Annotated in this window: 8 protein-coding genes; all 8 read right to left on the bottom strand. The window is 57.5% G+C overall.

What is annotated here, in order from left to right; translation table 11 throughout:
• Nucleotides 1–6: 6 nt before the first annotated feature.
• The 8 genes from GH769_RS00965 to GH769_RS01000 all read right to left on the bottom strand — a co-directional run bounded on the left by GH769_RS00965 (nucleotide 7) and on the right by GH769_RS01000 (nucleotide 14,110).
• Nucleotides 7–918 carry an ABC transporter permease subunit gene (locus GH769_RS00965; protein ID WP_003188486.1) on the bottom strand — a complete coding sequence of 304 codons (912 nt, stop codon included), beginning with the start codon at nucleotides 916–918 and terminating at the stop codon, nucleotides 7–9.
• A 10-nt stretch (nucleotides 919–928) separates the two neighbouring features.
• The gene (locus tag GH769_RS00970; protein WP_003171721.1) at nucleotides 929–1,939 is read right to left on the bottom strand and encodes an ABC transporter permease subunit; all 1,011 of its coding nucleotides are present in this window, start codon (nucleotides 1,937–1,939) and stop codon (nucleotides 929–931) included.
• Nucleotides 1,940–2,015: 76 nt separating this feature from the next.
• Nucleotides 2,016–3,614 carry an ABC transporter substrate-binding protein gene (locus tag GH769_RS00975; protein ID WP_032904008.1) on the bottom strand — a complete coding sequence of 533 codons (1,599 nt, stop codon included), beginning with the start codon at nucleotides 3,612–3,614 and terminating at the stop codon, nucleotides 2,016–2,018.
• A gap of 80 nt (nucleotides 3,615–3,694) precedes the next feature.
• A complete protein-coding gene (locus GH769_RS00980; RefSeq protein WP_003188488.1) occupies nucleotides 3,695–5,089 on the bottom strand; it encodes an OprD family outer membrane porin in 1,395 nt (464 codons plus the stop codon).
• 171 nt (nucleotides 5,090–5,260) lie between these two features.
• Nucleotides 5,261–6,865, bottom strand: a complete 1,605-nt coding sequence (locus tag GH769_RS00985; RefSeq protein WP_032904009.1) for an ABC transporter substrate-binding protein — start codon at nucleotides 6,863–6,865, stop codon at nucleotides 5,261–5,263.
• Nucleotides 6,866–7,170: 305 nt separating this feature from the next.
• Entirely contained in the window at nucleotides 7,171–8,799 is a 1,629-nt protein-coding gene (locus GH769_RS00990; protein ID WP_014716900.1) for an ABC transporter substrate-binding protein, read from the bottom strand.
• 258 nt (nucleotides 8,800–9,057) lie between these two features.
• Entirely contained in the window at nucleotides 9,058–10,659 is a 1,602-nt protein-coding gene (locus tag GH769_RS00995) for an ABC transporter substrate-binding protein (protein WP_108538571.1), read from the bottom strand.
• 103 nt (nucleotides 10,660–10,762) lie between these two features.
• Nucleotides 10,763–14,110, bottom strand: coding sequence for a dermonecrotic toxin domain-containing protein (locus GH769_RS01000; RefSeq protein WP_032903382.1), 3,348 nt, complete (start codon nucleotides 14,108–14,110; stop codon nucleotides 10,763–10,765).
• Nucleotides 14,111–14,172: the final 62 nt, after the last annotated feature.

Here is a 14,172-nt window from a genome sequence, read left to right on the forward strand (position 1 = left end):
ATCTCCTCAGGCGGCGTTCTTGAGTTTCGGGTCCAGCGCATCGCGCAGGCCGTCACCCATCAAGTTGATTGCCAGCACGCTGAGCAAAATGGTCAAGCCAGGCAGGCTCACCACCCACCAGGCGCGTTCGATGTAGTCGCGGGCCGAAGCCAGCATGGTGCCCCACTCAGGGGTTGGCGGTTGTACGCCAAGGCCGAGGAAGCCCAGGGCCGCGGCATCGAGAATCGCCGAGGAAAAGCTCAAGGTCGCTTGTACGATCAGCGGCGCCATGCAGTTAGGCAGCACGGTGATGAACATCAGGCGTGGCAGGCCGGCGCCAGCGAGGCGGGCGGCAGTCACGTAGTCGCGGTTCAGTTCGCCCATCACGGCGGCGCGGGTCAGGCGCACATAGGATGGCAACGACACGATGGCGATGGCGATCACGGTGTTGATCAGGCCAGGGCCGAGGATGGCGACAATCGCCACGGCCAGCAGCAGCGATGGCAGGGCCAGCATGATGTCCATCAAGCGCATGATGGTCGGGCCGAGCAAGCGCGGGAAGAACCCAGCGAACAGGCCCAGCAGGATGCCCGGGATCAGCGACATCACCACCGACGATAAACCGATCAGCAACGACAGGCGCGAGCCCTGGATCAGGCGCGAGAGCAAGTCGCGGCCCAGTTCGTCGGTGCCCAGCAGGAACTGCATCTGCCCGCCTTCCAGCCAGGCCGGTGGCGTGAGCAGGAAGTCTCGGTATTGCTCGCTGGGGTTATGCGGCGCAACCCACGGGGCGAAGATCGCGCAGAACACGATCAGCAACATGAACAGCAGGCCGGCAACCGCGCCTTTGTTCTTGGAGAAGGCTTGCCAGAATTCTTTGTACGGGGACGGGTACAGCAGGCTCTGATCGACTGCTGACACTTGAGTAGGTGTGGTCATGGTCATGATCTCAGCGCTGGTGACGGATGCGTGGGTTGGCGAAGCCGTAGAGGATATCCACCACGAAGTTCACCAGGATCACCAGGCAGGCGATCAGCAGAATGCCGTTTTGCACCACCGGGTAGTCCCGCGCGCCAATGGCTTCGATCAGCCATTTGCCGATGCCGGGCCACGAGAAGATGGTTTCGGTCAGTACCGCACCGGCCAGCAGCGTGCCGACTTGCAGGCCGACCACAGTGAGCACCGGGATCAGCGCGTTACGCAGGCCGTGCACGAACACCACGCGCGCCGGCGATAGGCCCTTGGCCTTGGCGGTACGGATGTAGTCCTCACGCAGCACTTCGAGCATCGACGAACGGGTCATGCGCGCGATCACCGCCAGCGGGATGGTGCCGAGTACGATGGCTGGCAGGATCAGGTGGTGCAACGCATCCCAGAACGCGTCCGGCTCGTCGGCCAGCAGGGTGTCGATCAGCATGAAGCCGGTGCGTGGCTCGATGTCGTAGAGCAGGTCGATACGCCCGGACACCGGGGTCCAGCCCAGGCTCACCGAGAAGAACATGATCAGGATCAGGCCCCACCAGAAGATCGGCATCGAATATCCCGCCAGGGAGATGCCCATCACCCCGTGGTCGAACAGGGATCCTCGTTTGAGTGCCGCGATCACCCCGGCCAACAGGCCCAGAATACCGGCGAACAACAGCGCGGCCATGGACAGTTCCAGGGTCGCGGGGAAGAGGGCGGTGAACTCGGTCCACACGCTGGTGCGAGTGCGCAACGATTCGCCAAGGTCGCCCTGGGCGAGCTTGCCGACGTAATCCAGGTATTGCGCATACAGCGGCTTGTTAAGGCCAAGGCGCTCCATTGCCTGGGCGTGCATTTCGGGGTCAACCCGTCGCTCGCCCATCATGACTTCTACGGGGTCGCCTGGAATCATGCGAATCAACGCAAAGGTCAGCAACGTGATGCCGAAGAACGTGGGGATCAATAACCCCAGTCGGCGGGCAATAAAACTAAACATCTTGGTGTGTACCTCAATCAGCCGGTTAGGCAGGTCCGGCACCGTCAGTGTCGACGGTGCCGAGCGTTTTTCTTATTTACTTCACCTGGGTGGTGGCGAAGTTATTGGTAGTCAGAGGGCTTTGGGTATAACCCTCGACGTTCTTGCGCATGGCGGTAAACATTTTCGGGTAGGCCATGGGGATCCACGGTTGGTCCTTCTCGAAAACGGCCAAAGCTTGTTCATAGAGTGCGGCGCGTTCGGCGGGTTCAGCCTCGGCGCGGGCCTTGTCGATCAAGTCTTGAAACTCTTTGTTACACCAGCGGGCGTAGTTTTCGCCGTTTTTCGCTGCGTCGCAACTCAGGTTAGGGGTGAGGAAGTTATCCGGGTCGCCGTTATCCCCGGCCCAGCCTGCAGAAACCATGTCGTGTTCGCCGGCTTTAGCGCGCTTGAGCATTTCGCCCCACTCCATGACCTTGATATTGACCTTCAGGCCAATCTGGGCCAGATCCGCCTGCATGCGCTGGGCGCCGAGCATCGGGTTGGGGTTGGTCGGGCCGCCGCCGTTACGGGTAAACAGGGTGAACTCGGTGCCTTCCGGTACGCCGGCTTCCTTGAGCAGGGCGCGCGCCTTGTCCAAGTCGCGAACTGGGTTTTTCAGCTTGTCACTGAAGCCCAGCAGGGTCGGCGGGTACGGCCCGGTGGCATCGACGGCGTTGCCTTTGCCGTACAGCGATTCGTTGTAGCCCTTTTTATCGAAGGCAATATTGATCGCGTGACGTACCCGCGCATCGCTCATGTACTTGTGGGTGGTATTCATGGCGGTGTAGCTGGTGGTCATCGCCGCTAGTTCCGCCACTTTCAGGTTGGGATCAGCCTTGGCGCTGGGTACATCATCGGGCTTGGGATACAGCGCGATCTGGCATTCGTTGGCCTTGAGCTTTTGCAGGCGCACATTGCTATCGGTGGTGATTGCCAGAATAAGCGGGTCGGCCGGCGGCTTGCCACGGAAGTACTCCGGGTTGGCCTTGAAACGCACCTGGGCATCTTTTGCGTAGCGGTTGAAGATGAACGGCCCGGTGCCGATGGGCTTGGCGTTCAGGTCATCGGTCTTGCCGGACTTGAGCAACTGGTCGGCATATTCGGCGGAGTGAATCGAGGAAAACGCCATGGCCAGGTCGGCCAGGAACGGGGCTTCAGGACGGGTCAGGGTAAAGACGACGGTGTGATCGTCGGTTTTCTCTACGCTCTTGAGCAGTTCTTTAAAGCCCATGCTTTCGAAGTACGGATAGCCCACGTTGGACTTTTTATGCCAAGGGTGATTCGGGTCCAGCTGGCGCTGGAAGCTCCAAAGCACATCATCGGCATTCAGGTTGCGCGTGGGTTTGAAATAGTCGGTGGTGTGGAACTTGATGTCGTCACGCAGGTGGAAGGTGTAGGTCAGGCCATCGGCGCTGATTTCCGGCAGGTCTTTGGCCAGGGCAGGCACCACTTCTGTGGTGCCGGGCTTGAAGTCCACCAGGCGGTTGAACATGGTTTCAGCGGCGGCGTCAGCGGTCACGGCAGTGGTGTACAGGACCGGGTCGAAACCTTCCGGGCTGGCTTCGGTGCAGACCACCAGCGGTTTGGCCGAAACGCCGATCGCCACGCTCAACAGCGCAGCGGCCATGGCGGCTTGTAGTGGGAGCATTTTCATTCAGAGCCCTCTGCAATCGATGGAACCAGAAAAGCGTAGGCGGCAAGCTCGTCCTGAGCTCGCCGCCTGCCTGGCATTAATTAAAGGATGTTGAACGGGATGGTGGTAACCAGACGGAACTCTTTGATGCTGCCGTCGGACTGGAACTCGCTGCCACGGTGCTCAACATAGGTTGCGCGCACGGTGGTGGCTTTGAGCGGGCCGCTCTGCAGCGCGTAAGAGGCGCCTACACCGTATTCCTGGTGCTTCTCGCCGTCCTGGGACTGGATGCCGTCATAGGCAAACTTGGCCCGGCCATTGTTGCCGGTGTAGTGGGTACCATCGATGCCCCAGCCGCGTGCCGAGTAGGCGTTGAACTTAAGGCCAGGTACGCCGTATTCAGCCATGTTGATGGCATAGGCGATCTGGAAGGATTTCTCGTTCGGGCCGTTGAAGTCAGACGTCAGGGAGTTGGCCAGGTAGATACCGTTGGTTTCGTGCAGGTAGTCGAAGTACTCGTTACCGTTCACTTGCTGGTAGCCAAAGGTCAGGCTGTGTGCCTGGTGAGTCAGGCCCAGGGAGAGGGAGAAGGTATCGTTGTCGATTTCCCCCATCTCTTTTTTGCCTTCATCGACAGTCTTGTAGTAGTTGAAGCCGGTGGTCAGGCCCAACTGCTGCGCGTCGCCCAGCTCGTGGGTGGCGCCGAAGTAGTACTGGTTCCAGAAGTCCTTCACGTTAGCGGCGAAGAAGCTGGTCTTCAGGCTTTTCAGCGGCTGGTAGTTCACACCCAGGGTCGACACTTTGTCGGTTTCTGCGCCATTGCCGTATTCGCTACGGAATTTCGACAGGCTCTGCTCGCTACGTGGGGAAACGCGGTCGAACACGCCGCCCTGGAACGACAGGTTGCTGAACTCTTCGCTGTTGAAGCTCACGCCCTGGAAGCTCGAAGGCAGAGCACGGTTGCCGATGGTGTCGACGATGCCGCTGCTGAAGTTCTGGCGACCGGCGGTCAGTGTGGTGTTGGACACACGGAATTGCACGTTGGCCAGGCCCAGTTTGCTCCACTGGTCTACGGCATCACCGTTGGAGTCGGCCAGGGTACGGTTGGAGCCGCCTTTGATATCACGCTTGCTGCGGTCCAGTACCAGGGCGTTGTACACCGCCACTTCAGTCTTGACCCCAACGGTGCCCTGGGTGAAACCCGAGCTGGCGTTGAGGATGGTGCCTTGCACCCAGTTGGTACGGTTGCGATCGGTCAGGGTCTGGCCGTGTTTCTGGTACGAGAAGGTGCCCCCGCGGTATTTGCTTTCATGGGAGTACCAGTTACGCGTGGTGCCGCCCAGGCTGAAATCTTCGATAAAGCCTTTGGCCTCGCTTTGGGCGCTGGTGCCGGCCAGGGTGGTAGGAACGAAGTCCTGGCTTTGCGTTTCAGCGTAGGCGGTGGCCGTGATGCTGCTGATGGCCAAGGCCAGAAGCGCTTTGCTGCTCAGTTTCATGGGTGAAGCTCCTTTGGTTCTCTTTTTTAATGCCGGTCTTTTTGGGTGATCCGGCTATTGGGTGTGGAACTTGTTCAAGCTATTGCAAACGTTTGGCGTAGGAAAATTCCCAACAAAAGCCTGCACGTTTGCCGGGGAGCTGATTTCGCTCCCCGCCATCCGGTTATTTTCTTATGGGTTGATGCTGACGCCCGAGAACACGTTGCGGCCGAAGGGGCTTACCTTGAAGCCTTCGACTTTGGCGCTTAACGGCTGGTTGACCGTCGAGTGGGCGATGGGCGTGATCGGCACCTGCTGCTTGAGCAGTTGCTGCGCCTGTTTGTACAGAACAGTCCTTTGTTCACGGTCGGTCACGACCTTGGCTTGCTTGATCAGCTTGTCGTACGCCGGGTCGCACCACATGGAGTAGTTGTTCCCGCCGATGGCGTCGCAGCTGTAGAGGGTGCCGAGCCAGTTGTCCGGGTCACCGTTGTCGCCGGTCCAGCCGATCAGGCTGACATCGTGCTCACCGTTCTTGGTGCGTTTGATGTACTCGCCCCATTCATAGCTGACGATCTTGACCTTGAGACCGATCTTGGCCCAGTCGTTCTGCAGCATTTCCGCCATCAGCTTGGCGTTGGGGTTGTACGGGCGTTGCACCGGCATGGCCCACAGGGTGATCTCGGTGCCTTCCTTGACGCCAGCGGCCTTGAGCAACTGCTTGGCTTTTTCCGGGTCGTAGGCGGCGTCCTTGATGCTGTCGTCGTAGGACCACTGCGTGGGTGGCATGGCGTTGACCGCCAGTTGCCCGGCGCCCTGGTACACAGCATTGAGGATGCTCTGCTTGTTCACCGCCATATCCAGCGCCTGGCGTACTTCCAACTGATCGAACGGCTTGTGGCGTACGTTGTAGGAGATATAGCCCAGGTTGAAGCCCGGTTTGGTCAGCAGTTGCAGGTTCGGGTCGGTCTTGAGGGCTTCGACGTCGGCGGGGCGTGGATGCAGGGTCACCTGGCATTCGCCGGCCTTGAGCTTCTGCACGCGCACCGAGGCGTCGGTGTTGATGGCGAAGATCAGTTGGTCCAGCTTGACGCGGCTCGGGTCCCAGTACTGTTTGTTGCCCACGTAGCGGATCTGCGAGTCTTTCTGGTAACGCTGGAACACGAAGGGGCCAGTGCCGATCGGCTTCTGGTTGATGTCGCTGGGCCGGCCTTGCGTGAGCAACTGCTCGGCGTATTCCGCCGAAAGGATCGCGGCAAAGCTCATGGCGATGTTCTGCACGAAGGCTGCGTCGACCGTGTTCAGCGTCATCACTACGGTGTAGGGGCCGGTTTTCTCGACCTTGGCGATGTTCTTGTTCAGGCTCATCCCGTTGAAGTACGGAAACTCGGTGGGGTAGGCCTTACGGAACGGGTGCTCGGGGTCAAGCATGCGGTTGAAGGTGAACAGCACGTCGTCGGCGTTGAAGTCTCGCGTCGGCTTGAATTCCTTGTTGCTGTGGAACTTCACCCCTTCACGCAGGTGGAAGGTGTAGGTCAGGCCATCAGGGGAAATATCCCACTTGGTTGCCAGCCCAGGGACGACGTCGGTCGCGCCTTTTTCGAACTCCACCAAACGGTTATACAAAGGCTCCGCCGCATCGTTGTCGGTAGCGGTGGTGTATTGCGCAGTGTCAAACCCTGCCGGGCTGCCTTCGGAGCAGAACACCAGGCTCTTTTTCTCGGCGGCTTGGCCCATGGTGGCCATGGCCAGCAGGCTGGTGGCAAACAGAGCGGATACAACGGTGGTATGGCGCATGACGATCCCGGTCCTTGTTTGTAGTTATCAACAGCGAGCCTACCTGCTGGCGTGCAGCCAGGCAGACCTCACTGATCCCACACACAGCAAGTGCCCTTCCCAGAGTGATGCCTCTGCTGTCCTACGACCTTATGGGGCGTTGACCTTGCAGTAAATGCGTCAATTCTGACTGACCTTGTAGGCAACGGAGGCACGGGTCGCAGTTCATTGCTGTAAGACGGCAACGCTTGCAAACGTAGTCTGTTTCCTAAGGTCCAGGCGGATGGAATAACGGCGACGTTATGAAACGTCGCCGTTATTGGTCCTTACTTGCCGCTGACGCTAACGCCGTAGAAGGAATTCAAGCCAAACGGGCTGATCTTGAAGTCCTGCACGGTATTACGCATGGGTTGATACACCGTCGAGTGCGCGATAGGTGTGTAAGGCAATTCGCGTTTAAGCAGCTGTTGCGCCTGTTTGTACAGTTCGGTGCGCTTGGCGACATCCGTGGTCGATTTGGCCTGGCTGATCAGGTCGTCATACTGTTTATTAACGAACTTGGAGAAGTTGTTACCGTTCAACGCCGGGGACGAAAACAGGGTGCCCAGCCAGTTGTCAGGGTCACCATTGTCACCGCTCCAGCCGATGATCATCGCCTGGTTCTCGCCACCTTTGGAACGCTTGATGTACTCGCCCCACTCGTAGCTGACGATGTTGACCTTCAGGCCGATCTGTTTCCAGTCGCTCTGCAGCATCTCGGCCATCAGCTTGGCGTTCGGGTTGTACGGACGCTGAACCGGCATGGCCCAAAGAGTGATCTCGGTGCCTTCCTTGATGCCAGCCTCCTTGAGCAGTTCCTTGGCTTTGGCAGGGTCGTACTTGGCGTCCTTGATCGTAGTGTCGTACGACCATTGGGTGGGTGGCATGGCATTGACGGCCAATTGCCCAGCGCCCTGGTACACGGAGTCGATGATCTGCTGCTTGTTCACCGACATGTCCAAAGCCTGGCGAACCCGCAGGTCAGCCAGCGGGTTTGGCGTCGTCTGGCCCTTGAGCACAGGCATCACGTTGTAGGCGATGTAGCCCAGGTTGAAGCCGGCCTGGTGAGGCATCTTCATGTCCTTGTCCGCTTCCAGCGGCTTGATATCGGCCGGGCGAGGATAGGCTGTGATCTGGCACTCGTTCTTTTTCAGTTTCTGGATGCGTACTGAAGGGTCCGTGGAGATTGCGAAGATCAGGTTATCGATCTTGACGTCTTCAGGCTTCCAGTATTCCTTGTTGCCGGTGAAGCGAATGTTGGAGTCTTTCTGGTAGCTCTTGAACACGAACGGGCCAGTGCCGATCGGCTTCTGGTTGATGTCGGCGGCCTTGCCTTCCTTCAACAGTTGGGCGGCATATTCGGCCGACTGGATCGATGCAAAGCTCATCGCGAGGTTCTGGATAAACGCCGCGTCCACGGTGCCAAGGGTGAACTTGACGGTGTGGTCATCGACTTTCTCGATGTTCTTGATGTTCTTGTCCATCTCCATGTCCGAGAAGTACGGGAACTCGGTAGGGTAGGCCTTACGGAACGGATCGTCTTTATTGATCATTCGGTTGAAGGTGAACAGTACGTCGTCAGCCGAAAATTCACGAGTAGGCTTGAAGTACGGGGTGGTATGGAACTTGACGCCTTCGCGAAGGTGGAAGGTATACGTCAGGCCATCCGGGGAAACGTCCCAGCTGGTGGCCAGGCCAGGAACGACGGCGGTGCCGCCACGTTCGAACTGGCTCAGGCGGTTGAACATGGTTTCGGCCGAGGCATCGAAGTCTGTTCCGGTGGTGTACTGGCCTGGGTCGAAACCGGCCGGGCTCCCTTCGGAGCAGAACACCAGGTTAGTTGCCGCAAGGGCTACGGGGGCTGCGGCCATAAGGCCAGCGCTCACTAATAACGGAAGGACTGCGTGTTTAAGCATGTTGGCCTCATGATTTGTTGTCATTTTTGGTGGTGAGGGCGACCTCGTGAGTCGGCCTGCGGATACTTATGCAGGCGCCATACCCAATGCAAGATGCAGAGCGGTTGCAAAGGGAAAACTGTGGTACGAACGTACAGGAATGTCGCAATTATGAAAGTTTCGACACAAAAGTGCTTATTTGGAGGGTTTTTTCGGTGCAAATGGCGCACCAAAAATGCCCATCCGAGGCGTCTAGCGCACTCGGTTGGGGCATTGATGTTACTTATCTAGACCCACGCCGTAGAAGGGCGTCAGTCCAAACGGACTGATCTTGAAATCCTGCACTTGCTTGCGCATAGGCTGGAAAACCGTCGAGTTTGCAATGGGCGTTATAGGTACTTGTTCCTTAAGGATTTTCTGGGCCTGTTGATACCACTTGACGCGCTGCTCGCGGTCGCTGCTGACCTTGGCTTGTTGCACCAACTTGTCGTAGGCCGGGTTACACCATTTGGCATAGTTGCTGCCCTTGACCGCGGCACAACTGTAGAGCACGCCTAGCCAGTTATCGGGGTCGCCGTTGTCGCCGGTCCAGCCATAAATCATTGCATCGTGCTCGCCGTTTTTGGCGCGCTTGATGTACTCGCCCCACTCATAGCTGACGATGTTGGCCTTGATACCGACCTTGGCCCAATCCTGTTGAATCATCTGCGCGGACATCCGTGCATTAGGATTCGAGGCGCGTTGTACGGTCATCGCCCATAGGTTAATGGTGGTACCTGGTGCAACCCCTGCTTCTTTTAGTAGCAACCGGGCCTTGGTCGGGTCGTAGGGCGCATCGTGTATCGTGGGGTCATAAGACCACTGCGCGGGAGGCAGTGCGTTCTGCGCCAATTGTCCGGCGCCCTGGTAAACGGCCTTGATGATGGCGGGCTTGTCGATGGCCATGTCCAGGGCCTGACGAACCTTGAGTTGATCCAGCGGCGGGTGAGTCACGTTATAGGCCAGGAAGCCCAGGTTGAAGCCTGCTTGTTGCAATACGCGCAGGTTGGGGTCTTGCTTCATCATTTCGATATCGGCAGGGCGCGGGTAACCGCTGACCTGGCATTCGCCTGCCTTGAGTTTCTGCAGGCGCGCGGCGGCGTCCGGGGTGATGGCGAATATCAGGTTGTCGAGCTTCACATCCTCGGGTTTCCAATACTGTTTATTGGCCACATAACGGATCTGCGAGTCCTTCTGATAACGCTTGAACACAAACGGCCCGGTACCGACCGGTTGCTGGTTGATCTGCTCGGCCTTGCCTTGTTTCAACAACTGGGCGGCGTATTCGGCCGATTGAACAGAGGCAAAGCTCATGGCCAGGTTTTGCACGAACGAAGCATCGACAGTGTTCAAGTTGAACCGCACAGTGTGCTCGTCGAGTTTTTCGACGCTTTTGATCGTGGTGTTCAAACCCATGTCGGTGAAGTAGGGCGATTCGGACGGGTAGGCCTTGCGAAACGGGCTGTCGGTATCGAGCAAGCGATTGAAGGTGAACAGCACGTCATCGGCGTTGAAATTGCGGGTCGGGATGAAGTAGTCGGTGGTGTGGAACTTGACCCCGTCACGCAGGTGGAAGGTGTACGTCAGGCCGTCCTTCGATACATCCCAGCTTGTCGCCAGACCAGGTTCTACCTCGGTGCCGCCACGCTTGAACTGGGTCAGGCGGTTGAACACGGTTTCGGCGGAGGCATCAAAATCGGTGCCGCTGGTGTATTGGCTGGGGTCGAAGCCGGCGGGACTGGCTTCGGAGCAATAGACCAGGGTGGTGGCGGCCTGGGCCATGGGCATACAGGCCAGCAGGCTTGCGGCGATCAATAGTGGTTTGAAGGCGATTCTTTCCATGGAGACCCCTGAAATGGCAAGCATATTAGGCTGCCCAAACAAAAACGGCGGTTACCGAGGTTACCGCCGTTCAGGTGTTTCAGGTAAGGGGCCATTAGCCGGTTTATGCATTTACTATGTAGGTGACCTCGACCTTGGTAGGAGCATCTTTATCGATCGCATAGGCACCGTCCAACTCGTTACTCTCCCGTATCGTGAAGGTCCTGTTGATTGTTAACTTTACACCCGGAGCATTTTGGATATTTTTATCGGCGTTAGAGAAGTGTCCTTCAGAAGTCATATGGACCTTGGCCAGGTTGTTCGAGGGATCGTATTCAATCTGAAACTGGGTATTGTCAGCCTTAAAAAAATAGCCCTTCTGCAGAGTCACCTCTTCTTTGTTCAGGTCAAGTTCGTGTAGGTCAACGATAGCGGGCCCGGCAGAGCCTTGATGAGCCACTTCGGAGATGCGAGCCCGCAGATCGGCATTGGGAATTGCCGCTTCGAACTGCGCAATCCTTGCTTGCTTGGCACCCGCCGTCGTGTCTGCTGTTGCGTTCAGCTCAGTAGTCACTGACAAGGCGTTTTCGGTAGTGGTGACAGTGTAAGGATTACGATCGATATCCTTGACGAAGGCGGGCGAATACTCGCTGGCACCGTATTCCGTGGTGTGTGCTATCTCTTCCGGCAACAAGGTAAAATTCGGTTCTTCAAGGGTCCACGAGGTGATGAGCTTTTTTTTAATTATTCCTTCTTCCTCGATGTGACTGAAAGAGAACTCGTAGTTGGTTCCCGCTTTGTTCTTCAAGATTTCATCGAACTGTTCGGCACCGGCTATTTTTTTTCCATCGATATCGACAAATTCATCGGCAAAAGTGGGTGGGGACTTCAGGTCATCACTCGGCGTTGGCGAAACTGGACGACGTAGCCATGCAAACAACCCAGCACCGTCGCCGGGCGCGCGAGCCCATTCGCCATCGCGCCCGGGTGTTATTACCGTCAGCCCTGCGCGAGTATCCGGGTCAATAATTTTGGCAAATGAGTCGCCGGTCCTGTAGCGCCCGGATATTTCAAAGACCTTGCTCGTCCCTGTTTCATCAGTAAGGCGTACGAATTGGCGGAACGCCCCGGTGTCGTCAGTCATTCGATAAACCCCCAGTGCATCTCGGGTGGCATTTTTTATCAATGCCTCACCCTCAGGGACCGCATATTTGGCCAGCGGGATGAGTGACCGGGAGTCAGGCAGGGGCTGTGGAGCAGGTTTGCCAGCGCGCGTACCCCCGGACGGTCCCGGTTGTGGTTCCGCGACTTCATTGGCGGGGGTTGGGGTAATCGGTTCACCCAGTGGTAATTCTTTTTCGGGAGGCAATGCAAAAGGGTCTTCGGGGACTGAGCTGGCTCCGACCGAGAAGAGTGTGTTCAGTAAGCCATCGAACGCCTTGGAGGCACCCTCGTCACGCTCTTGCACTGTGTCGCCAGACGAGGTTTTTTCTACGCCCAGCGCCAATTCGGTCAATCCTGTCACGACGGCTACCGCGGCCACGGGTGCGGCAATCGGCGCAAGTTTGGCCAATAAGCCAGCCGCCACGGTAATGTCGTTGAGCCAGGTGTCTCGAGTCTCTTCGCTGTTTGACTTGATGACCACGTCAGCATCGCTTTTCATGCGCTCCTGGGTGGTGGTCGCCAGGGTAGTAAATAAGTCGCCGGTAATTTTCGAGTGGCTTGCATCGATTGCCGGTCCCTTCAGTTCGCCGCTGGCCATTTTCTTCAGGTGTGTATCCAAGCCATCTTTCGTTTCGCCTACGTGGGTGAACCACAGGAGGGGCATAAGTACTTTCGCCGCTCTGGCGGCAAAACCGGCGGTTTGGTCCTGGCGATAAATCATCGGGAAGTGACTCGCCAAGGCCTCACTTTTTTTCGGATCTTTTGCCTGATCAATCAGCCATTGTTCCAGCTTTTGCGCAGAGTCGAACCTGAGAAACGCCGGCTCGGCGCCTGGGATGTAAAGCACTTGCCGGCCACCGTCGCCCGCGCTGAATCGCACAATGTCGCTGGAGGTAAAACCGTGGATGCTCAAGGCATTCGCCTGTACAGGGGCTTTTATCGGTGTTTTGGCTTTGAGTTGGTCGACGCTGATCGGTGCATTTTCATCCAGGGGCAGGTCGGGTACTGCTGCCATCACCATCTTGTAGTCGTCACGAGTGAATTGGTGTTCGGGTGCTTGCAGCGCACGTTCAACTGCAGGCCATGCTTGAGCTGTCTTGAATTGTTTGCGGGCCTGGAAGGTGAACTCGCCTTTGATCGCCGTCTGGTAGCTATCGGAATGAGAGTTCCAGAAGTTGTCGATCTTCTGGGTCATTTGGCTCTGGAAGTCAGTCTTCCAGCTTTCATGCATCACTTGCGACGGTTTGAGGTCGATCTGGTTGTGCTTGCCGTAGCCGCCTTTTTCGCTTTGCCCAGCAGGTTGGGTATACAGCCCCGCTTCCAGGTCCAGGTTGCCGGGCACCCAATCGTGCTCGGAGAAGTTTTTCAGCAGGGCGTCGGGCAGGCGCAGCGAAGACCAGGGCTCTTGGAATGTGTGTTCCCAGCCGGTCGCCGTGTCTGCACTTTCGCCACCTTTGAAACGGTTCAGGTACACGGTGTCGGAGTCGATAGGTTTGCCCGTGAGTTTGAGCAGCAGGTCATCCGCCCACTTTTTGGCCTCTGCCCGCGTATTGGGCAGGTTGTTGGCGACGTCAACCGCCAAACGCTTGTAAGCCAACGCCTGTGGTGCGGTGCTGTAGTAATTGGCGGCATTGTGTTTTTGCACTTGCAGCGCTTGTGAAGAGCGGCTGCTGGCAGGGCGCAGGCGGTCATTGGCGGGGATAGGGTCGAAGCTGTCTTTATGTTCCAGATACCTTATTTGTGTTCGAGCCTGGGACAGCGTTTGGGGAAGGGACACGCCTTCAAAGTTGGCCACCACTTTTGCACTGACCTGTATGGAGTCCTTACCCAGCCTCACACGCAAATCACCGTTATTGCCAGGGGCGATAACTTTTGCGGTCTCCAGCAAGGGGCCTGAAATTTGTCCCCAGCCTGATGTATCCGAGAGATGGAAGGTTTTCGTTTTGCCCTCGATCTCGGCGGACAAGGTACCTGTAGACGGGTTGATTGAAAGCAAGGTGTCCGGGGCGAAGTGTTGTTCGCGCAGCCAGCCCTGTACCACGGCGTTTTCCACATGCATGCGATACAGCCCGAGCCATTGGCCCAGAGTGCTTTGGGGCGGCACGGTTATAAGCCCGGCATTGCCGTGCAACACCTTGCGTTGTACGGCCTCGAGGTAGGCCTTGAGCAGTGCTGTTTCATCGGGTTGGACAGCCTTTGGCGTGGGCGGTGACGATGCCGGCGTCGCCTGAGCTTGAGTGTTGGATGTCGCAGTAGCGACGACGGGTGGCAGCGATAACGAGGGGGTTGGATCGAGTGATAGGGACATGAATTCGGCTCTCATTGTATGAATAAATGCCAGCACAGCCCTCCCTGGTAGCTATGGCAGTA

Origin of the sequence: Pseudomonas sp. CFSAN084952 (genome assembly GCF_009648855.1) — a bacterium.
Lineage (GTDB): Bacteria > Pseudomonadota > Gammaproteobacteria > Pseudomonadales > Pseudomonadaceae > Aquipseudomonas > Aquipseudomonas paracarnis.